Source organism: Brevibacterium permense (assembly GCF_013280495.1).
Classification (GTDB): Bacteria; Actinomycetota; Actinomycetes; order Actinomycetales; family Brevibacteriaceae; genus Brevibacterium; species Brevibacterium permense.
Genome location: NZ_JABSSX010000019.1, coordinates 1 through 20328 on the forward strand (window position 1 = coordinate 1; position 20328 = coordinate 20328).

At 64.3% G+C, this 20328-nt stretch carries 18 protein-coding genes; 11 read left to right on the forward strand and 7 right to left on the reverse strand.

Translation table 11 applies throughout. From position 1 onward, the window contains the following. Positions 1–478 precede the first annotated feature (478 nt). The 6 genes from hchA (at position 479) to dld (ending at position 8050) form a co-directional block, all read left to right on the forward strand. Positions 479–1345 carry a glyoxalase III HchA gene (hchA, locus tag HK353_RS15765; RefSeq protein ID WP_173157702.1) on the forward strand — a complete coding sequence of 289 codons (867 nt, stop codon included), beginning with the start codon at positions 479–481 and terminating at the stop codon, positions 1343–1345. Positions 1346–1633: 288 nt separating this feature from the next. After that, positions 1634–3034 carry a hemolysin family protein gene (locus tag HK353_RS15770; RefSeq protein ID WP_173157704.1) on the forward strand — a complete coding sequence of 467 codons (1401 nt, stop codon included), beginning with the start codon at positions 1634–1636 and terminating at the stop codon, positions 3032–3034. Then, positions 3031–4053 (forward strand): CNNM domain-containing protein, encoded by a 1023-nt coding sequence (locus HK353_RS15775; RefSeq protein WP_173157706.1) that lies wholly within the window; start codon positions 3031–3033, stop codon positions 4051–4053. Before HK353_RS15770 ends, HK353_RS15775 begins: the two co-directional genes overlap by 4 nt. A 114-nt stretch (positions 4054–4167) precedes the next feature. Further along, positions 4168–4839, forward strand: a complete 672-nt coding sequence (locus HK353_RS15780) for an FCD domain-containing protein (RefSeq protein WP_173157708.1) — start codon at positions 4168–4170, stop codon at positions 4837–4839. An 8-nt stretch (positions 4840–4847) separates the two neighbouring features. Next, the gene (locus HK353_RS15785) at positions 4848–6206 is read left to right on the forward strand and encodes an MFS transporter (RefSeq protein ID WP_245396089.1); all 1359 of its coding nucleotides are present in this window, start codon (positions 4848–4850) and stop codon (positions 6204–6206) included. A gap of 137 nt (positions 6207–6343) precedes the next feature. Beyond that, the gene (dld, locus tag HK353_RS15790; protein ID WP_173157710.1) at positions 6344–8050 is read left to right on the forward strand and encodes a D-lactate dehydrogenase; all 1707 of its coding nucleotides are present in this window, start codon (positions 6344–6346) and stop codon (positions 8048–8050) included. A gap of 251 nt (positions 8051–8301) precedes the next feature. Here dld and HK353_RS15795 read toward each other — a convergent pair whose 3' ends face one another. The 3 genes from HK353_RS15795 to HK353_RS15805 all read right to left on the reverse strand — a co-directional run bounded on the left by HK353_RS15795 (position 8302) and on the right by HK353_RS15805 (position 10723). Beyond that, positions 8302–8877: a hypothetical protein gene (locus tag HK353_RS15795; protein WP_173157712.1), complete on the reverse strand. Its 576-nt coding sequence runs from the start codon at positions 8875–8877 to the stop codon at positions 8302–8304. Next, the gene (locus HK353_RS15800) at positions 8874–9086 is read right to left on the reverse strand and encodes a helix-turn-helix transcriptional regulator (RefSeq protein ID WP_101546412.1); all 213 of its coding nucleotides are present in this window, start codon (positions 9084–9086) and stop codon (positions 8874–8876) included. The genes HK353_RS15795 and HK353_RS15800 overlap by 4 nt, the downstream gene beginning before the upstream one ends. Before the next feature lie 395 nt (positions 9087–9481). After that, positions 9482–10723 (reverse strand): MFS transporter, encoded by a 1242-nt coding sequence (locus HK353_RS15805; protein ID WP_173157714.1) that lies wholly within the window; start codon positions 10721–10723, stop codon positions 9482–9484. A 322-nt stretch (positions 10724–11045) separates the two neighbouring features. On the opposite strand from HK353_RS15805, the gene HK353_RS15810 reads away from it, so the two are divergent. Then, the gene (locus tag HK353_RS15810; protein WP_173157716.1) at positions 11046–12089 is read left to right on the forward strand and encodes an LCP family protein; all 1044 of its coding nucleotides are present in this window, start codon (positions 11046–11048) and stop codon (positions 12087–12089) included. Between the two features lie 241 nt (positions 12090–12330). Here HK353_RS15810 and HK353_RS15815 read toward each other — a convergent pair whose 3' ends face one another. From HK353_RS15815 to HK353_RS15830, 4 genes are all read right to left on the reverse strand, one after another. Then, complete coding sequence (locus HK353_RS15815; RefSeq protein ID WP_173157718.1) at positions 12331–12801, reverse strand: hypothetical protein; 471 nt, start codon at positions 12799–12801, stop codon at positions 12331–12333. A gap of 452 nt (positions 12802–13253) precedes the next feature. Continuing rightward, on the reverse strand, positions 13254–14894 hold the full coding sequence (gene pgm / locus HK353_RS15820) for a phosphoglucomutase (alpha-D-glucose-1,6-bisphosphate-dependent) (RefSeq protein WP_173157720.1): 1641 nt from the start codon (positions 14892–14894) through the stop codon (positions 13254–13256). Between the two features lie 119 nt (positions 14895–15013). Then, on the reverse strand, positions 15014–15310 hold the full coding sequence (locus HK353_RS15825) for a hypothetical protein (protein ID WP_052239916.1): 297 nt from the start codon (positions 15308–15310) through the stop codon (positions 15014–15016). 233 nt (positions 15311–15543) lie between these two features. After that, the gene (locus HK353_RS15830) at positions 15544–15873 is read right to left on the reverse strand and encodes a rhodanese-like domain-containing protein (RefSeq protein WP_062239468.1); all 330 of its coding nucleotides are present in this window, start codon (positions 15871–15873) and stop codon (positions 15544–15546) included. A 300-nt stretch (positions 15874–16173) separates the two neighbouring features. Between HK353_RS15830 and HK353_RS15835 the strand changes: the two genes are divergently transcribed. The 4 genes from HK353_RS15835 (at position 16174) to HK353_RS15850 (ending at position 20297) form a co-directional block, all read left to right on the forward strand. Further along, positions 16174–17145: a pyridoxamine 5'-phosphate oxidase family protein gene (locus HK353_RS15835; protein WP_245396090.1), complete on the forward strand. Its 972-nt coding sequence runs from the start codon at positions 16174–16176 to the stop codon at positions 17143–17145. Positions 17146–17243: 98 nt separating this feature from the next. Continuing rightward, positions 17244–18557: an FAD-dependent oxidoreductase gene (locus HK353_RS15840; protein ID WP_173157722.1), complete on the forward strand. Its 1314-nt coding sequence runs from the start codon at positions 17244–17246 to the stop codon at positions 18555–18557. 77 nt (positions 18558–18634) lie between these two features. Further along, the gene (locus HK353_RS15845; protein ID WP_342589967.1) at positions 18635–19486 is read left to right on the forward strand and encodes an ABC transporter permease; all 852 of its coding nucleotides are present in this window, start codon (positions 18635–18637) and stop codon (positions 19484–19486) included. Then, positions 19479–20297 (forward strand): ABC transporter ATP-binding protein, encoded by an 819-nt coding sequence (locus HK353_RS15850; RefSeq protein WP_173157724.1) that lies wholly within the window; start codon positions 19479–19481, stop codon positions 20295–20297. The genes HK353_RS15845 and HK353_RS15850 overlap by 8 nt, the downstream gene beginning before the upstream one ends. The last annotated feature ends 31 nt before the right edge of the window (positions 20298–20328 follow it).

Consider the following 20328-nt stretch of genomic DNA (forward strand, 5'->3'; position numbering starts at 1 on the left):
TTGTGTTTGCCGACATCGATACCGATGAATACGTCGATGTCAGCGTGGTTGGTGATCATGTCACTCATCTTCTTCGACTCATGTGACCGGATATTGGTTGTGGTTCGGCTGGCCGGTGGTGTTGGGTGGCTCCTGGGTTCGGCATCCACGTTACGGTCGGGCTCAATGCATGGGTTCTGCCAGTGTTCTGGCCCCTATTAGCGATTTCCCTGGTGCCTTCGAACCCCGGTGACTACACCCCCCGGATCATGATGACTGGGGGCATCAATCATGCCGGGGTCCTCAGGCCAGCGACCCCTTCTATCCTGACGGATGATGGGGCTACTTAAAAGGTAACGGGGCAGCGGTCGGCTGATGGTCCTGCGTCTGGTGGGCCGAGGCGTTGGCGGCGTCTCTCCGTGTGTCGTATGCTGGCAAGTCAGTCGATGCACCGACGACACCGACATGCAAGTGCGCCACGCGAGCGAAAGGTGAAGACATGACGGACAGCGACAAATCTCAGGACCGGAGCCCGGTGCCCGATCAGGCGGAGGCCAACGCCTTCTTCCCGAGCGCCTACTCGCTCTCCCAGTACACGTCGAGCAGGACCGACTTCGACGGCCCCGTCACCGAGGAGACATACACGGGCGGGAAGTGGAAGATCCTCACGATCGCCACCGACGAGCGGTACATGCTCATGAGGAACGGCACGTTCTTCTCCACTGGCAACCATCCCGTCGAGACGCTGCTGCCACTCCACCACATGGCCGAGGCTGGCTATGAGGTCGATGTGGCCACCGTCAGCGGCGGACCCGGAAAATTCGAGTGGTGGGCCTACCCCGGGCAGGACGAGGCCATCGCCTCCGCGTGGTCGAGCATCGAGACGAAATTCAAGGCTCCGCTGAGGCTCTCCGACGTCATCGCGAGAGGCCTCGACGACTACGCTGCGATTTTCATCCCGGGCGGTCACGGTGCCATGAACGTCATCCCCTTCGACCGGGATGTGCAGGCCGCCTTGGACTTCTTCCTGGACAACGACAGGCTGATCATCACCCTCTGTCATGGCCCGGCGGCGTTGCTGGCCGCAGGCCTCGATCGCTCTGAGAACCGCTTTGCCGGCTACCGTGTCACTGCGTTCCCGGACGCTCTCGACTTCGGGGCGAACCTCGACATCGGCTATCTGCCCGGTGAGATGCCTTGGGCGCTCGGCGAGACGCTGAAGAAGGACGGTATCGAGATCATCAACGATGAGATGACCGGTGCCACCACACGCGACCGCAACCTCCTGACCGGGGACAGTCCGCTCGCAGCGAATCAGCTCGGAAAAGAGTCTGTGGTCGCGCTTCTGGAGAGTTTCGGCAGCTGAGTCCTTGTCGTTCAGCGTCCCGCCAGACGACCTGCACGTCGCTGAATGCGCCCGGCACGACACATTCAGCGACGTCGCGGGGGTTCGGCGGCGGTGGTCGGTGTTGCCAGCATTCTGCCAGCCAGGGCCAGGATAATCGATACCAGCCGCCCACTTGATCACTTTCGGAAGGACCATGGACGACTATCGAAGTCCCGGCTGGGACATCGCACTTCGGACCTCAGAACAATTCAATAACGCGCGCGCAGACGCTCTGCGAGCGCAGAGCGCGCAGGCAGGTGGTCGCCGTTGACCTGGCTGCTCTCGCTGCTCATAGGCCTCCTCGTCGTCCTCCTCATCACGGTGGCCACCGGCTACTTCGTGGCCCAGGAATTCGCGTATATGGCCGTCGACCGCTCTCGTCTGGCTGCACGTTCGGCCTCCGGTGATCGCGCCGCGGACAGGGCCCTATCCATCACCCGCCGCACCTCCTTCATGCTCTCCGGCGCGCAGCTGGGCATCACCGTCACCGGACTGCTCGTCGGCTACGTCGCCGAACCGCTCATCGGCAGGGCCGTCGGCGAGGCCCTCGGCGGCACCCAGATCCCCGCCGGCACAGGCGTGCTCATCGGCACGGCCCTCGCCCTCCTCGTCTCAACGCTCATCCAGATGCTCTTCGGTGAGCTGTTCCCCAAGAACCTGGCCATCGCCCGCCCCGAGGCGCTCGCCACGTGGCTCGCCCGGTCGACCTGGATCTACCTCGCCGTGTTCGGCTGGCTCTTCACGATCTTCGACAAAGCCTCGAACGCCCTGCTGCGCGTCCTCGGCATCGAACCGGTCCACGACGTCGACCACTCCGCCACCCGGCGCGACCTCAAACACATCGTCGCCGAATCCCGGGAGGGCGGCGAGATCGTCGACGACGATTCGCTCATCCTCGACCGCATCCTCGACTTCCCGCAGCAGAGCGTCGCCCACGCCACGGTGCCGCGCTCACGCGTCGACGTCATCGACATCGACACGCCCCTGGACGAGGTGCGCGAACTGATGAGCCGCGGCCACTCCCGCTACCCCGTGCTCGACGCTGATGATCAGGTGATCGGCACGATCGACCTCCTCGACGTCCTCGCCGAGGCGGGGTCGGGCACCACCGAAAACGTCGCCGAGGCGGCACCGGGCACCACCGAAACCGTCACCGGGACCGGGATCCGTTCCCTCTTGCGCGACCCGGTCTTCGTCCCGGAATCCCTGCCGCTGCCGGACGCGGTGGCCACGCTCTTCGAACGGCGGGAGCAGATGGCCTGCGTCGTCGACGAATACGGCGGCTTCGCCGGAATCCTGACGATGGAGGACCTCGGTGAGGAACTCGTCGGTGACATCGCCGACGAACACGACCACATCGTCGAAGAACTCATCGAGACCGGCGACGGCACCTGGACAGCACCGGGGGTCATCCCCCTCGACGAGGTGGCCCGCGTCCTCCAACGCGAACTGCCGACCACCTCGGCGCAGACCTTGTCTGGCCTCGTCATCGAACACCTCCGCGGATTCCCCGAGGTGGGTGACCGGGTCTCGATCGAACTGCCGATCGACCCCGCCGACTTCAGCGGAAACGACACCCTGGAGACCGAGCGACTCGTCATCGACGTCATCGAGGTGGGCACGCATGTGCCTGCGCGGCTGCGGATCGGAATTGAGGTGGAACGATGAGCAACCCCTGGGTCATCACAGCGATCACGATCGCCATCATCGGCCTCAGCGCGTTCTTCGTCGCCGTCGAATTCGCGCTCATCGCCGCCAAGCGGCACCGTCTCGAAGACGCAGCCGCGGACAGCCGATCGGCCCGAGCCGCCCTGCGCAGCTCGACCGAACTGTCGGTGCTGCTGGCAGGGTCGCAGCTGGGCATCACGGCCTGCACCCTGGCGCTCGGGGCGATCACGAAACCGGCCGTCCACCACTGGATCACCCCGGCTGCCGAGGGACTGGGTCTGCCGCTGTGGATCGCCGACATCGTCGGCTTCGTGCTCGCCCTCATCATCGTCACCTTCCTCCACCTCGTCGTCGGTGAGATGGCGCCGAAGTCGTGGGCGGTGGCGCATCCGGAACGCTCGGCGATCATGCTCGCATTGCCGATGCGGGCGTTCATGTTCCTCACCCGCCCGCTGCTGCATGTGCTCAACAACGCGGCGAACGCGTGCCTGCGCCTGGTCAAGGTCGAACCCGTCGACGAGGTCGATCAGGCGCACACGCCCGAGGACCTGAGGCAGCTGCTGCAGCATTCGGCGCAGGCGGGAACCTTGGAGAAGGAGTCCTCGGAGGCTCTGCTCGGCGCCCTCGACCTCACCAGGCTCACACTTGACGAGCTCGTGGCCGGTCGCCCGGAGCCGACAGCCGTCGGTCCGGAGGCGACTGCGGGTGAGGTGCGCGAGGCGTCGCGCCGTGACCGTCACCGTCGCATCCTCGTGCGCACTGAGGCTGACGGCCCGCTGAGTCATGTGGTGCATGTCAGGGATGTGCTCGGACTCGCCGAGGATGCTCCCATCGCCGAGGTAGCCCGTCCCGTCACCGTCGTGGACGGATCGATGACCGTGGTGCGGGCATTCGAGGCGATGCGGGAGGGCAGCGTGCAGCTGGCTTTGGTGGAGAGGGGCGACGGCAGCCACGCCGTCGTCACCGTCACCGACGTGCTCACCCACCTCCTCACCACCGGTCAAGTGCCCTCCCGATAATTACTACCTGACGGCGGCGCAGCAACCTCGCGCCAGGTTGCTGGGCCGCCGTCAGGTATGTCTGAGCCAGGACATGATGCATGCATCAATGTATGCATCTGTTATCCTGGGCCCGTGAATGATTTGCTGACACTGCCCTGGCAGCGCATCGACGACTCCGCTCCGATCGCCGTTCGGATGGCCGCGGCGACCGCCCGGGAGATCATCGAAGGCCGACACGAACCCGGCGACCTCCTGATCGAGTCCGACCTCGCCGCCGCGCACAACGCCAGTCGCACCCCCGCCCGGGAGGCGATGCTCCAGCTCGAACGCTGGCGCCTCGTCCGCCTCGTCCCCAAGAAGGGCGCGCTCGTGACCACCGTGACGGGCAAGGAGCGCCGCGACCTGCTCGCCGTGCGCTCGATGTTCGAGATCGACGCCGTCGAGACACTGTCCGACAGCGGCGACCTCACCGCTCTGGCCGCCGATCTGCGCACCCTGCTCGGCGAGCAGAGGAAGGCCCTTGACGCGGGCGATCCGCTCGGCTTCGCCAGCGCCGACTACGCCTTCCACGCCCGCCTCATCCGCAGCGGCGACAACGCCATCGTCACCGAGATGCTCACCACCATGGGCCCGCGCCTGGCCCGCCTGACCTTCCAGGTCGCCATCGACGCGCCGCACACCCTCGACACGCTCCTGACCGAGCACGAAACTCTCACCGACCGCGCCGAGTCGGGCGACGCAGAAGGCTTCGCCCGCTTCGTCCGCGCGCACATCGAAGGCTCCCACTTCCCGCAGTCCCGCTGAGGAGGACCATGACCGCTTACCCCTCGACCTCCACGAACGACACCGCCGCCGAGGCAGTCCCCACCGGGGACAGGAATACTGACACCGAGGCGGCCCCCGCCACGGACATCGAAACGACGGTTCCGAACCCTGCCCGGTCCCACCTCGGCGAGGTGGACCCCGATCGAGAGCCAGAACGGCCACGGCGGGCACGGGCGTGGCTGATGGTGGCCCCGGCGATGTTCCTGCTCGCATGGGGCGGCAATCATTTCACCCCGCTCGTCCACATGTATGAAGAGGACGGAGGCTACGCCATCTGGCAGGCGAACCTGCTGCTGGGCATGTACGTGGGCGGACTCATTCCGGGACTGTTGGTCGCCTCGGCGCTGTCGGATCGGCATGGACGCAAACCGGTCCTCATCGCCGGATCGCTCGCCGCGATCGCCGGCAGCCTCGGACTCGGGCTCGGTTTCGATCTGTTCTGGCTGCTCTGCCTGGGCAGGGTGTTCGCGGGGATCGGCGTCGGGGTGGCGATGTCGGTGGGCACGAGCTGGATCAAGGAGCTCTCGGCCCCGCCGTTCGATCACCAGGCCGGAATCACCGCCGGTGCCCGGCGTCCTTCACTGACGCTGACTTTGGGGTTTGCCATGGGCGCGGCGGTCACCGGGTGCCTGGCCCAATGGGGGCCGGTGCCCGAAGTCGTGCCCTACGCCGTGCACGGAGTGCTCAACCTCGCCGCCCTGGTCCTGGTGATCTTCGCGCCGGAATCGATGCCTCGCGACCAGCGGGCAGCAGGCCATTGGTGGCACGGTCTGCGCGTTCCGCTCGTCGCGCATCGGACGTTCCTGCGACTGATCGTGCCGGCCGCGCCCTGGGTGTTCGGTGCCGCCGGGGTCGCCTATGCCGTGATGCCGGCGATCGTGCAGGGAGAGCTGGGGGAGTGGACGACGATGTACGCCACGGTGCTCACCGTCGTCACGCTCGGAGCCGGTGCGCTGGTGCAGAACATCGTGCCGTGGATCAACCGACTCACCGGCGGGCGGGCGCTCGTCGTCGGACTCGGGCTGATGACCGTGGGGATGGGGCTCGGGGCGGTGGCCGCACTTCTGACGGACCCGATCCTCGCGTTCATCGTGGCGATCGTGCTCGGTGTCGCCTACGGAATCTGTGTGGTCTCGGGGCTCATCCTCGTCCAGGCCATCGCCTCACCGCAGGAGCTCGCCGGCATCACCGGGGTCTACTATTCGCTGGCGTACTCCGGGTTCCTGCTGCCCACGGTGCTCGCCGCCCTGCTGCCCGTGCTGTCATACACAGTGTCTTTGGCGGCGGTGGCGGTCATCTGCCTGACCTGCCTCACAGCAGTCGCCTTATCCACCAAACACCCTTAATTGCTACCCGACGGCGGCCCAGCAACCTGGCGCCAGGTTGCTGGGCCGCCGTCGGGTAGTTCTGAGAGGGGATGCGGATAGCGAACCGAGAGACCTACCATGAGAACAACCGTCGCCTACCGATAGGGATCGACCATATGCCCGGCAAGACCAATCACCAGTCCCCAGCCGTCAACGCGTTCATCGACATCATGGGTCCGCGCCACGTCCTCACCTCTGCGCGAGCGACCGCTCCGTACGCCAAGGGCAACCGCTTCGGCGGCGGGCACGTGCTGGCCGTGCTGCGACCGGGCAGCCTCGTCGACATGTGGCGAGTCCTGCAGGTCTGCGTCGACAACGACCTCATCGTCATTCCGCAGTCGGCCAACACCGGACTGACCGGCGGCTCCGGCCCCGGTGCGCAGGACTACGACCGTCCGATCGTCATCATCTCCACCCTGCGGATCAACGAGATCCACCTCATCAACGACGCCCGCGAAGCGATCTGCCTGGCCGGGTCGACCTTGTACGAACTCGACGAGGCGCTCGCCCCGTTCCACCGCGAACCCCACTCGGTGATCGGCTCATCGTCGATCGGCGCCTCCGTCATCGGCGGCATCGCCAACAACTCCGGCGGCTCCCAGATCCGCAAGGGCCCGGCGTTCACGAAGCACGCGATCTTCGCCCGCGTCAACGAGGAGGGGCGACTCGAGCTCGTCAACCACCTCGGCGTGGAGCTCGGCGACGACCCCGCCCACATCCTCGACAAACTCCAGCGCGGAGATTGGGACCCTGCCGGGGTCACGCCGGCCCCGGAGGACACGACGGAGACCGAGTATGGGGAACAGGTCCGCAGGATCGTCGACTCCCCGGCCCGGTTCAACGCGAACCCCGACTACCTGTACGAGGCCTCCGGTTCGGCCGGGAAGCTCATGGTCTTCGCCGTGCGCACCCGCACCTTCCCCAAAGAGGAGGGAGCGACGACGTTCTACGTCGGCACGAATTCTCCGGCCGAGCTCGAAGAGCTGCGACGGGCGATTCTTACCTCGGACATGCCGCTGCCGATCTCGGGCGAATACATGGGCCGACCCTCGTTCGACCTCGCCGAGAAGTACGGCAAGGACACGTTCGTGTCGATCAAGCACGCCGGCAGCCGCGAGCAGATCAGGCTGTTCGCGCTGAAGAACTGGGCCAACGGTGTGTTCGCCAAGCTGCCGTTCTTCGGCGAGACCGTCGCCGACACGATCGCGCAGAACGCGTTCGGTCTGCTGCCACAGCAGCTGCCCACGCGGATGCTCGAGTACCGCGACCGCTTCGAGCATCACCTTCTTCTCGTCGTCAGTGCCGAGGAGAAGAACCGGATGGGTGCGTTCCTCGACGATTTCTTCGCCGAGGATGCCCACGACGGTGACTATTTCGTGTGCAGCGCCGATGAGGCTCAGTCGGCGATGTTGCACCGCTTCGGCGCCGCGAGTGCTGCCACCCGGTACTTCAACCTCAACCGCGAGGACTCCTCGGACATGATCACCTTCGACGTGGCGCTGCGCCGCGACGATGAGGACTGGCTCGAGGTGCTGCCCAACGAGATCGCCGACCAGCTGCACATCAGCTCCTACTACGGGCACTTCTTCTGCCACGTCCTCCACCAGGACCACGTGGCGAAGAAGGGCGTCGACCCGGTGGCGCTGAAGAAGCAGATGACCGAGCTGCTCGAGGCCCGGGGTGCGGCCGTGCCTGCCGAGCACAACTTTGGCAGGCTCTACCCCGTGCCGCCGAAGATGGAAGCGCACTTCAAGGACCTCGACCCGCACAACGTCTTCAACGCCGGAGTCGGCGAGACGTCGGCGAAGAAGGACTGGGCGTGAGCCTGGAACCTCTGGGCGGGGCATCGCAGCACAGCGGAGCGTCGATCACTCATCCCGCAGTCCGCACCGACCCGGGCCATATGCAGCACCCCACACCGTTAGCAGCATTTCACCCCTCTGCAACGGGGTGAAATACTGCTAACGGTGATGGATGCGCGAGACACGGTGAGCTGACGCGCCGCCGGTGACTGATGTCGTCGGTCTCAGGCTGGTTGCCCGCAGCCGACCTGGCGACCTCTGACGCGGCGAAATCAGTCCTCGTCTTCGATCTCGGCGACGGCGGCCGCCTCGGCGCGGGCCTGCTTGATTTTTCGTACCCGGGAGATCGTCATGATGGTCAGCGCGATGATGAAGCCGAACGCAGCGCCGATCGCGATGGAATAGGTGCTGGAGGGAGCACCTGGCATCGTTTGACCGCCCATTCCGACATCGATGAGCGGGTAGCCGTTGCTGATATGAAAGACGATTGCACCGACCCAAACGATGGCGAACAGGGCGCCGACGATATTGCCGACGACCAGCCGCCTCGGCGAGACGCGAGCCATAGACATGGAGAAGTCCACATTCTCACGCTGGCAGTATGCAGAGACGACGATGCTGGTCACCATGGAGCCGAAGACGATGAGCACACTCCACATTCCCGCGCCGAAGACGGCAAAGATGAGTGCAAGCGCGAAGAACACGTAGGTGGAGACGACGGCCCCCAAGGTATATGCCCTCAGAATGACGTCGCGCTCACGTTCGTCGCCCATCGAGGGATCATTGAAACCGGCGATCCTGTCGGCGAGTTCGTTGGTGTGCTTCTTCTTGTCGCTCGTGCTGTTCATTGGGATTCCTCCTTCAGTGAGAAGATCTCTTCGACTGTCGTGTTCAAGGCTCGGGCGATGCGCAGCGCCAGATAGACGCTGGGGGCGTAGTCGCCGCGCTCGGTCGCGATGATCGTCTGCCGCGACACCCCTGTGAGCTGGGCCAACTGTGCCTGCGTGAGCCCGGAAGCCTTGCGAACCTGCTTGAGGTCCGAGGTCTGAACTTCCATACCGTTCCTTGATGTCAACTTCTCTTTACATCAATTAGTAAAGCATGTTTGACACCAGCATGTCAATGATCTTTGACATCGCCGAGGCTGCCCCGCCGTCCCGTGGCCCCGCGGGGTCGAGTTTGGGCCGCCGAGGCAGGGCTGAGCCGGTGAGCCGTCGTCTCCTCCGCGCACAACGTCCCGCAAATGCGAAAACACCCCGCCGCAACGGGGTGTTTTCGCGCTGACTGTGGCGGATGCGGAGCCGGCGGTGCGAAGAGAGACTGATGCGGGGACGTGGCCCTAACGGTGACAGATGCTCGCCGAGGCGGTCGCCGGCAGGCGGCACTGCCGCCCATTGCACGTGACACCGGCGCGCGAGACAGCGATCGCGCAAGCTCTCGCCTCAGCGCGCTTTACGCCTCCACAACTCGCTCGCGCCGACGGTCCTTCTCCAACCGGGCCTCGTGACTCGACCGCGAAGGGTTCAAAAGCTTGAGTAGCGACAGCGCGATGATCGCTCCCAGCACAGCGCAGCCGGCCGGCAGCAGCATCGCGGTCTTCGCATCGAAGGCGTCGATGATGTTGCCGGCGACGGCCGAACCGAAGGCGACGCCGAAGCCCAGTGAGGTGCCCAGCCAGGCGAACGCCTCGGTGAGCCTGCGCGGGGGAGCGAGCTGCTCGATAACGGAGTTCGCGCCGATGAGGCTCGGGGCGATCGCCGATCCGACGACGATGAGGATGATGCCGTAGGTGACCATCGAGTTCGCCAGCAGCATCAGGCACGCACCCACGGCCAGGCAGGACACGGCCACTCCGAAGCGATGGTGGACGGCGGCCTGCCAGTTCCGGGCCCCGTACAGCGCGCCGGAGATGAGCGATCCCAGCGCCAGGCACGACAGGAGCACCCCGGCCGAGGACTTCACGCCGAGTTCGTCGGCGAAGGCGACGGCGATGACGTCGATGGCACCGAAGTTCACGCCGAGGAAGATGTTGACGATGATGATCGCGAAGATGCCCGGGTTCGAGAACACGTGCCCCTTCGCCTCGGTGGTCCGCTCCACCGGCGGCGGTTCGGTCGACTTCTGGATGTAGAGCAGCAGCGAGCCGACTCCGACGGTGATCATCGACAGGATGATTCCCGCCGGCGGCCACACGGCGGTGGCGAGCACCGTGGCCAGCACCGGCCCGGAGACGAACATCAGCTCATCGGCGACCGATTCCCAGGAGAACGCGGTCTGCAGCTTCTTCGGGGTGTCGACGATATGCGACCAGCGTGAGCGCACCAGCGAACCGACGGAGCCGACGGTGGCGCCGCCGATGCCGGCGAAGACGAAGACGAATCCCGTCCACCATTCCTCGTACACGGAGACGATGAGCAGCGCCAACGCGATGAGGTGGGTGATGACGATGGGCACCATGACCTTCGCCTGACCGAGTCGGTCGACGAGGCGAGCGATCCCGGGGCCGGCAAGTGCCTGGACGATCATATAGACGGCGGAGACGATGCCCGCCATGCCGTATGACCCGGTCACGCCCTGGATGAAGAGGACGATTCCCAGCCCCAGCACTGCGATGGGCATCCGGGCGACGAGACCGGCCAAGGAGAACTTGAGAGCACCGGGAAGCGACAGAATTTCCCGATAGTTATTGAACACCAGGAAAGTCTACCGAGCGCTCCGAACGACAGCCAGACGAATTCTGCGTTATTCCTGGTGAGTCCCCTCACCTCGACCCGGGGATCATCCGTGGGTAACGAACGGATATCGGTCCCGGTCATCCCGGTCGAAACCGAATATCACAACGTCTGACAAGGCAGAACACCTCGCCGAGGCGGTCCTGCCCTCCTGTCCGCCTCCGCGGTGAGGTACGGGGTGCGTCGCGTGGCTGAGAAATGGGTCACCTCGGTCGCTATACAATGGGCGGGATTGCCCAATGACCCCGGCGCCCGGCGCCGACAGCTCAAACCCCGGAGTGCCGATGACGGACAACACCACCTTCGACGATCTCTTCGACCACCAGAATGAGGAACCGCAGCGCCCGCGCAAGAAGAAGCGCGTGTGGCGCAAGGTCCTCGTCGCCCTGCTGATCGTCGTCATCCTCGGCGTGCTCGGCATCGGACTCTACGTCTGGAGCGTCGGCCGGTCGTTCGACAAGAACGCGAACCAGCTCAATGATGAGCAGGTCTTCGGCAAGGACAGCGCCGGCGGCAAGGACGGCGACGGCACGAACATCCTGCTGCTGGGCTCGGATGAGCCGATGGACAATGTCGACGTCAACGATTCGCGCGGGCTGCGCTCGGACACGATCATGGTCATGCATCTGCCCGAGTCGGGCGGCAACGTCCAGATCATGTCGATCCCGCGTGACACTTACGTCGACATCGAGGGCCACGGCAAGGCGAAGATCAACGCGGCCTTGTCCTACGGCGGTCTGCCGCTGGCCGTGTCGACGGTCTCGGACTTCATCGGCACCGACCTCGATCACGTGGCGATCATCGACTTCGAAGGATTCAAGGCTCTGACCGACAGCCTCGGCGGGGTGACCGTGAATTCCGAGCAGGCGTTCGAGAAGAACGGCCACACCTTCACCCAGGGTGAGAACGTCCTCAACGGCGATGAAGCGTTGACCTTCGTGCGCGAGCGCAAGCAGTTCCAGGACGGCGACTTCCAGCGTGCGCGCAATCAGCAGGCGTTCATCCGCGGGCTGACGAACGAGATGATCTCGGCCGATACGCTGTCGAACCCGAAGAAGATCCAGGACATGGTCAAGAACTTCGCGCCGTACATGTACGTCGACTCGGGCATGGACGCGAAGTACATCTCCGCGACCGCGTTCAACATGCGCGACGTCCGCCCCGGTGACATCGAGTTCTTCACCGCGCCCGTCGCCGGCGTCGGCACCTCCCCGGACGGTCAGTCGATCGTCAACGTCGACGAGGACGAGCTGAAGAAGGTCCGCGACGCGTTCAAGAACGACACCGTGGCCGACTACGTGCAGAACGCCCCGGAGGCCCACCTGTAGAACCTCGCCGAGGCGGCTCGTCCCCGGGCGTTCCTCGCCGAGGCGACGCACCGCAGCCGCAGACGTGGACTCCCAGCTCCGCTGAGTCATACATCGAGCCCCGCTCCAGGACGATCTTGGAGCGGGGCTCTTGTTGTACGGCGAATTTCGGCCGATATCAGCGGACGCATAATCGCCTTTAGTTCCAGTCATCGAGTTTTAGATCGATGACTGGAACTAAAGGCGATGAGCTCGAGGCGAGTCAGCCTTCGAACTTGACCTGGTGCACAGCGTGGGGTGCTGCACCCCATTCGTCCTGGTCGCCGATGGCCTGGTTGGAGACACCGAGCGTCATCTTCTCGCCGGTCTCCGTGTTCCGGTAGGTGATGTACGTTGTGCCTGCGGCGCCTTCTGCCCCGGAGTTCCTCCAATGAGAACCGTCGTCATTGCCGTGGTCTGCCAGTTTCTTTGCGACTTCGTCGCTGGCAAACGCTTCGACGCGTTCGGTGTTGTCCTGGCCCCAGGCGATGACGAGTTCGTCAGCATACTTGCCGGCTTCGATCGGGTAGTAGATGGATTGCGTGTCGACGTCTGTGGCGGCCGACTGAGCCGATGAGTTGGCTGCGCCAGAGTCGGCGGCCATGGCTGGTCCTGTTGCGAGTCCGAGTCCGGCGAGTCCGGCGACGGTGGCGACTCCGAGGGCTGCAGTTCGTGTGCGGATAGTGGATTTCATTGTGCTTTCCCTTCTGCTTCTGCGTCGCCGTGACGAGGCGACGGGTTGTTGTCGCAGATCAGTCTTGTCGCCGATTCTGAGGTGGAGGCAACGGTGGCTGAAAGCACAATCAAAGCGGATAACAGCGCGAAGTCAGGAATATTGCAGTCGTGCGACAGGCGCAGTCAAACGGTGGTGAATGCCAGGCAAACGGCGATAGTTCCCGCCTGTACGATCTGGCAGAACAGCAAGCTGACGGCACTTCCGCGCGCTCGGTCTGGGAACCGCCGGGGAACGCGTTCTACGACAATTCCGACTGTGCGGCGATATCCGATCGTGACCCGCTGGGGGCTTACAAAATGAACAGAAGTCCGCACCGGATCAAATAGAAGTCCGCGCAGGTGCGTGAAGCTGCGATCAACGGCTGCACCCGCGCCTGCCTGCCCGCACCTGAACGCGGACTAGCCGTGCGCTTACTCCAGCACCCCGTCGACGAGAGTGCGGGCGTCATGCTGGACCTGGCGCAGGTGGTCCTCATCGCGCAGGGACTCCGCGTAGATCTTGTAGACGTCTTCCGTGCCCGACGGTCGTACGGCGAACCATGAATTGTCCGTGGTGATCTTGAGCCCGCCGATGGGCGCATTGTTGCCCGACGCCGAGGTGAGCACCTCCTTCACAGGTTCACCGCCGACGGTCTTCGCGCTCACCTGGGAGGCATCCAGGGACCCCAGCCGTTCCTTCTGTGCACGCGTCGCCGGCGCATCCTGGCGGGCATAGGCGCTGGTGCCGTGGTTCGCGGCCAGCCCTGCGTAGCGCTGCGAGGGAGTCTGCCCGGTCTTCGCTGTCATCTCGGCCGCGAGTAGGGCGAGGATGATGCCGTCCTTGTCCGTCGACCACACCTTGCCGTCCCTCCGCAGGAACGATGCGCCGGCCGATTCCTCGCCTCCGAAGGCCAACGTCGAATCGAGCAGGCCGGGAACGAACCATTTGAAGCCGACGGGCACCTCGAAGAGAGTGCGGTTGTGAGCGGCGACGATGCGGTCGACGATCGACGAGGTGACCAGAGTCTTGCCGATCGCGGCGCCCTTCGGCCAGTCGGTGCGGGAGTCGAGCAGGTAGTCGATGGCGGCTGCCAGATAGTGATTCGGGTTCATCAGGCCGGCATCGGGAGTGACGATGCCGTGACGGTCGGCATCGGCGTCATTGCCGGTGGCGATGTCGAAGTCGTTGCGTGAGGCGATGAGGCCGGCCATCGCATAGGGGGAGGAGCAGTCCATGCGGATGTTCTCGTCCCAGTCCAGGGTCATGAACGACCAGGTGGGGTCGACATCCGGGTGGACGACGTCGAGGTTGAGGTCGTAGTCCTCGGCGATCGCCGCCCAGTAGTCGACGCTGGCTCCGCCGAGCGGATCGGCGCCGATCTTCAGCCCGGAGCTGCGGATGACATCGAGGTCGATGACCGACTCGAGGTCGTCGACGTAGTTCGAGACGTAGTCGAAGTTCTCAGTGTTCTCCAGATGGAATGCCCGCTGGAACGGGGTGCGCGGGATCTTCTCCCACCCCTCGGCCAGGTATCGGTTCGCACGTTCGGCGATCCAAGTCGTCGTCTCGGTTCCGGCGGGCCCGCCGTGCGGTGGGTTGTACTTGATGCCGCCGTCGGCGGGCGGATTGTGGCTGGGAGTGACGATGATGCCGTCGGCCTGCGCATCCTCGCGCGACTTCCCGGCATTGAAGCCGAGGATCGCGTGGGAGACGGCAGGGGTCGGGGTGAAGCCGTCGCGTTCGTCGATGAGCGCGGGCACCTCGGCTGCGGCGAGCACCTCAAGGACGGTGAGGAATGCGGGTTCACTGAGCGCGTGAGTGTCACGGCCGAGGAAGACCGGTCCGTGAATGCCTTTGTCTCGGCGGAAGTCGACGATGGCCGCGGTGATGGCCGCGATGTGGGCTTCGTTGAAGGAGCGGTTGAAGCTCGAACCGCGGTGGCCGGAGGTCCCGAAGCTCACTGCTTGCGAAGCCACCGAGGGATCGGGAACCAAGTCGTGATAGGAATCGAGAAGGGCAGGGACGTCAACGAGATCCTTGTCCTGGGCCAACTGGCCGGCGCGTGTTGTCATTCTTCTACCTAACCAAATGACAGCGGTTGCGCACAGTTGTGTCCACGGAGTTCTTGCATCGTGGACTTCGGCGGCTTCTCGAAGCGAGCATCAGCGGCCTCGTATGCCGCGTCGTCGTCTCAGTCCGGCGGCTCCACTGAGTCGTCTTCCTCTTCCTTCGTGTCTCCACCGCTGATATCTCGGTCTTTGTCGGGGGAGGAGGACCCTTCGGCTTTGGCCTGGGCTTCCTCAGGATCCCGATCGATCGGAACATCGTGCTCGGCGGCGATGCGCTCGAGCCTCTCTTCAGGAGTTTGGGAACTTCCTTCGGCATCGGTATCTGCGCCGACTCCGACGGCAGTGCTCTCGATGTCCTGCTCGTCTTCGGTCTGGTCTTCGGTTGAGTTCTCCGGGAGGTTCTTCTTCTCGTCACTCATGACTTCGGCTCCTTTCGGAGTTGAACACGCTCACCGCGTTCGACGGAGGAATGGGGATCACAAGAGGTATGGAAGTGATCCGTGGTCTCGACGGTAGACCCATCGTGGAAACGGGGCAAGGGGAGTCGGTCTTGCGGCTCCTCCGGTCGACCTCGCGACGATGGGAGCGACTCTCGCGGACGGTGGGATCAATCCGCTGACTGCTGGCTGGCCGACTGCAGGTGCCTTTCTGCTCACTTCACCCAGGGCTCTTCGCCGGTCTCGGAGACGATCGGCTTACCATTGTCGATGTTCCATGAGCCCATGCCGCCGACGACATCAAAGGCGTCGAAGCCATTCTGATTGAGCCAGGCCACGGCTCGGTTCGAGCGTCCGCCGGTGCGGCAGATGACGTACATATCGTCATCGAGAGGAAGATCGTCCAGGCGGGTGGGCAGCTCGCCCAGCGGTACGTGGATCGCGCCTTCGATATGGCCGGCCTCCCATTCGTCATCCTCGCGGACGTCGATGATGGCGGCCCCTTCGGGGATGTCGTTGACGGTGACGGTCGTTTCTTCATCCATGGCTTCAGTGTAGGCACGCAAACCGGGTGTTCGCACCTGCCCGAAGATTCCGAAGCTGCGCATGTTCGTCATCGGGTTCGCGACCCTCTGCGTGGCTGTGCGCGCAGCCTGTGCGCACTTCGAACGGCTCCGGATTTCAGTCATCTCAGTCCAGTTCCAAGGGGGCTGTTGCCGACGGGAGAGCCGTGTGAGAATGGCCGAGTAGTCGTTGATGCGCCAGTCGACCGCGGCCCGCCCGAACGAGCCACGGCCGGCGTCAGCGACTTCATCGCCAGGAACCGTCTGCGAAGGGAAATGGTCATGAACAACAGAGACAAGAGCGACGAGTCGCCGGCCGAGGAGAAGGCCCGTGACATTGCATCAGCACTGGACGAAGCGACGGAGCCGCTGGGCGGCACTTCGTCCATGGAATCTCACGCCGAAGTCGGATACACCGAAAACAACGTTGAGGAGCGTGCTCAGAACACGGCAGCGGAAGAAGGCGTGACGCTGCACCGCAATCCCGATGGTTCGCATACGGCGATCGACGAATCGAAGGCCGGCGAAGCGACTCCGAGCTCAGGAACCGAGAACTCCGGAGCTACCGACGCTTCCCTTGCCCCGGGTATGGGTGCCTCGGTCGGCACCACGTCCGAGCACGGCGGTATCTACAGCGCGCCCGGGATGGGCAACGCGGTCGGCAGTACGGCGGGAGCCGGCGCCGCGAGCACGGAAGCAGCAGCCTCCGCCACTGACGACACTGAAGCCGGCCAGGTATCCGCCGCGGGTGATGGGCAGAAGCCCGCAGGAGAGGCGGCGACAGACGAGCTCGACCGGGCCGACGTCGTCAAGATCCTGCGCGGTGGTGCTTCTGTCATGCTCGCGACCGCGCTCGCCGACGGCAAGATCCTCGCTCACCCCATGGCACCCCAGCAGGTCACCGAGGATGCCGACGTCTGGTTCTTCCTCGCCCTCGACGGTGACCAAGCGAAGGCGCTGCAGACGAACCCCGAGGTCAATATCAGCCTCGCGGAGGCAGGCAACTGGCTGTCGGTGGCCGGGCGCGTGAAGTTCATCGACGACAAGGCCAAGGTCGATGAACTGTGGTCGGATTCCGCCAAGGCGTGGTTCGATGACCGCCGCGACCCGAACCTGGGACTCATCAAGGTCGTCACCCACTCCGCACAGCACTGGGGGCTGCCCGGTGGCAAGGCATCGGGCATATTCCGCATGGTCAGGTCCAAGCTCACCGGAGACCGCCCGTCCGGCGGCACACAGACCACGGAACTCTGAGCCGTGAGAGGTCAGGGGGCTCGGCACGACTGTTCTGCTGCCCGTGCCGGGCGCCCCACCTCACCGCGAGCCGCCTCGGCGAGGCATAGCATGGAGGCATGAGCAAGCGGATCGTCATCATCGGTGCGGGACTGGCCGGCACGACCGCGGCGCGGGAGCTGAACGCGCGCGGTCAGGCCGTCACCGTGATCGACCCCCAAGCCGGCGAAACGTGTGAGCGGCCGCCGCTGTCCAAGCACCTCTTCGATGGTTCCCGCCACCACCTGCCGTACCACTTCGAATCGACAGATCACATCACCTTCGTCCGTGACCGGGCAGAAGAGATCACCCTCGCCGAGGCGGCCGCGGAGTCCCGCTACACAGCCGAGACCCAGCGCCACCCCCATCGGCTGGCGAACGACCACGCCACCGCCGGCACCATCCATCTGGCGTCGGGGGAGTCCATCGACTTCACCCACTGCATCCTCGCCACCGGGATGGAGGCGAACCGCCCCGAAGTCCCCGCCTACCCGGACGCCCTGCCGGTCTATGACCTCGGCGACGCCGAATGGATCCTTGAACGTGTGAACAACGCGACCGAGGCCCTCGACGTCGGGGTGCTGGGCTCCGGTTATCTCGGAATGGAAGTGGCCGCCTCAGCGGTGGCGGCGGGACACCACGCTACGGTCTATCTGCGCGGGGGCGAGCCCCTGCGTAAGCAGCTCTCTGCTCCGGTGCGGCAGGCTCTGTTCGAGAAGCACAAGGCCGCCGGAGTCGAATTCGTCACCCACACCGCGAGCCCGGACGACATCCCGGCCGATGTTCACGACCTGTTCATCACCAGCGTCGGAGCCCGCCCTCGGCTGATCCCGATCGACGGCCACCGCCCCGCTCATGCATGGGGCGTGGATGAGAGTTTGGCAACATCCCATCCGGGTGTCTTCGCCGCCGGCGACTGTGCCATCGTCACCGCCGGGCGCTATGCACTCGACCACCCATGGGCCTGTGAACCGGTGGCCGAAAGCCACGGAAAATTCCTCGCCGAACTCCTCAGTGAGGGACCGGAAAAGGCATCGATCCATGGTGTTAACGACGCGGAATCTGCTTCATGTCGTGGGCCGGAAGACGGTCCGAAAGTCTGGTCCGACGTCCCCTGGCATTGGAGTTTCCAAGGCCCGGAGAAGGTGTTCACGGCGGGCCTGACGAGCCCCGACGCCGGCGACACGATCATCCGACACGACCCCAGCGGGGCGAAGTTCCAGGTCTTCCACTTCGATGGACTCGACCCAGAGTCGAAGCTCATCGGTGTCGAGACATTCAACTGGCCGCCGATGCAGGCGGCCGCCCGACGGGTACTCGGCGGTAATAAAATTCCGACGCGGGCCCAACTCGAGGACCCCGCCTTCGACTTCAAGGCTCACAGCCGACTGTGAGTCTGCGCTAGTCTCATCCCGTAGACTCTTTCTGTTCTATCCCCAGTCGCCGACGAGAGAATTTTCTGTTCATGGATATGGCCAGGCTTGCTGCCGAGCACGGACTCGAGAGAGTGGGTGGACGGCCGTCTCTGCCCCAGTACGTCAAACAGCTTCTCAACCGAAGCGACTTCACGTACACGCTTGCGAAGTACCGGATGCAGTCCGAGAACGAGCGCAACCGCCTCGGCATGGCTTGGGTGCTCCTGCGCCCATCATTCTCGGCTCTGATCTACGGCACGGTCTTCGGCGTTATCATGCAGGGAGCGACTGCTCGACCGCCGGACTTCGCGCCATTCGTCGTGATCGGCGTCTTCATCCTCGAATTCTTCAACACCTCGATGAACGGCGGCGCGAAGTCGATCATCTCGAATGCCTCGCTCGTCCAATCGCTGCCGTTTCCGCGCATTGTCCTGCCGATCGCTAAGGTGTTCCAGAACCTGCTCGACTTCATCCCCACCCTCCTCTTCATGGCGCTCATCGTCATCATCTTCGGCGCGCGTCCTGATTGGGACTGGTTCCTCTTCATCCCGCTGGTTTTCCTGTTCTGGGTCTTCAACCAGGGTGTGGCGTTCATCTTCGCCCGCGCGACGGTCCACTTCCGTGATCTCTCCCAGGTCACCCCATTCATCTCCCGAATGATCTTCTACACCTCGGGCGTCTTCTTCGACCTCAAGGTCATGGTCGACAAGATCGACCCGTCCCTGCAGCCCTTCGCCGATTGGCAGCCGATCAACAATGTGCTGTCCATCGCTCGCGGCATCCTCATGAAAGACGGGGTCGTTCCCTACGACTACTTCTGGCACCTGGCCATCTGGGCGTTCGGCATCTTCATCATCGGCTTCGTGTTCTTCTGGCAGGCCGAGGAAAGGTTTGGTCGTGATGAGTGACGAGAATTCGTACGACACAGGCAGCCTCCCCGAGGTGACCCGGAACAGCCCGCCCGTCGTCGTCTGCGACAACGTCCACGTCCGCTACAAGACCCTGGCCACGGGCAAGAAGCTCAAGCTGGGCAGCAAAGATGTGATGACGAGAAAGCGGGAACTGAGGGAGGTTCACGCCCTCAAAGGGATCAGCTTCGTCGCTCACAAGAATGAATCGATCGGCATCATCGGCAGCAACGGCTCCGGCAAGTCCACGCTCATGCGGTCGATCACCGGGCTGACCCCGACCTCCGAGGGCGCGATCTATGCGACGTCACGGCCGAACCTCCTCGGTGTCGGTGCCGCACTGATCCCGGATCTCTCCGGTGCTCGCAATATCATCCTCGGTTCTCTGGCTCTGGGGCTCACTCGCGACGAGATCGATGCGAAGTTCGACGACATCGTCGAGTTCACCGGGCTTGAGGACTTCATCGACCTGCCGATGCGCACGTACTCATCGGGTATGTCCCAGCGTCTGAAGTTCGCGATCGCGACCTCGGTGCAGCACGAGATCCTCATCGTCGATGAGGCACTCAACGTCGGTGACAAGAAGTTCCGTGATCGTTCCGAGGGCCGAATCCGCGCCATCCGTGAGAACGCCGGTACCGTCTTTCTCGTCTCGCACTCGATGCGCACGATCAAGGACACGTGCAACCGCGCGCTGTGGATCGAAAAGGGCGAACTGATCGCCGACGGTCCGGCGCTTGAAGTCATCCGCAAATACCAGGCCTTCACCAAGGCCGAGAAGGCGAAGGAAACCGAGGAAGAGCCGGGCTGAGCCCCGGTCTGCCCTGCCTGCGCCCCCTTGC

What these genes read in the sequence shown, in the direction of transcription:
- hchA (WP_173157702.1), top strand. Translation starts at nt 479, where the DNA reads ATGACGGACAGCGACAAATCTCAGGACCGGAGCCCGGTGCCCGATCAG.
- HK353_RS15775 (WP_173157706.1), top strand. Translation starts at nt 3,031, where the DNA reads ATGAGCAACCCCTGGGTCATCACAGCGATCACGATCGCCATCATCGGC.
- HK353_RS15785 (WP_245396089.1), top strand. Translation starts at nt 4,848, where the DNA reads ATGACCGCTTACCCCTCGACCTCCACGAACGACACCGCCGCCGAGGCA.
- dld (WP_173157710.1), top strand. Translation starts at nt 6,344, where the DNA reads ATGCCCGGCAAGACCAATCACCAGTCCCCAGCCGTCAACGCGTTCATC.
- HK353_RS15795 (WP_173157712.1), bottom strand. Translation starts at nt 8,877, where the DNA reads ATGAACAGCACGAGCGACAAGAAGAAGCACACCAACGAACTCGCCGAC.
- HK353_RS15800 (WP_101546412.1), bottom strand. Translation starts at nt 9,086, where the DNA reads ATGGAAGTTCAGACCTCGGACCTCAAGCAGGTTCGCAAGGCTTCCGGG.
- HK353_RS15810 (WP_173157716.1), top strand. Translation starts at nt 11,046, where the DNA reads ATGACGGACAACACCACCTTCGACGATCTCTTCGACCACCAGAATGAG.
- HK353_RS15815 (WP_173157718.1), bottom strand. Translation starts at nt 12,801, where the DNA reads ATGAAATCCACTATCCGCACACGAACTGCAGCCCTCGGAGTCGCCACC.
- pgm (WP_173157720.1), bottom strand. Translation starts at nt 14,894, where the DNA reads ATGACAACACGCGCCGGCCAGTTGGCCCAGGACAAGGATCTCGTTGAC.
- HK353_RS15825 (WP_052239916.1), bottom strand. Translation starts at nt 15,310, where the DNA reads ATGAGTGACGAGAAGAAGAACCTCCCGGAGAACTCAACCGAAGACCAG.
- HK353_RS15830 (WP_062239468.1), bottom strand. Translation starts at nt 15,873, where the DNA reads ATGGATGAAGAAACGACCGTCACCGTCAACGACATCCCCGAAGGGGCC.
- HK353_RS15835 (WP_245396090.1), top strand. Translation starts at nt 16,174, where the DNA reads ATGAACAACAGAGACAAGAGCGACGAGTCGCCGGCCGAGGAGAAGGCC.
- HK353_RS15840 (WP_173157722.1), top strand. Translation starts at nt 17,244, where the DNA reads ATGAGCAAGCGGATCGTCATCATCGGTGCGGGACTGGCCGGCACGACC.
- HK353_RS15845 (WP_342589967.1), top strand. Translation starts at nt 18,635, where the DNA reads ATGGCCAGGCTTGCTGCCGAGCACGGACTCGAGAGAGTGGGTGGACGG.
- HK353_RS15850 (WP_173157724.1), top strand. Translation starts at nt 19,479, where the DNA reads ATGAGTGACGAGAATTCGTACGACACAGGCAGCCTCCCCGAGGTGACC.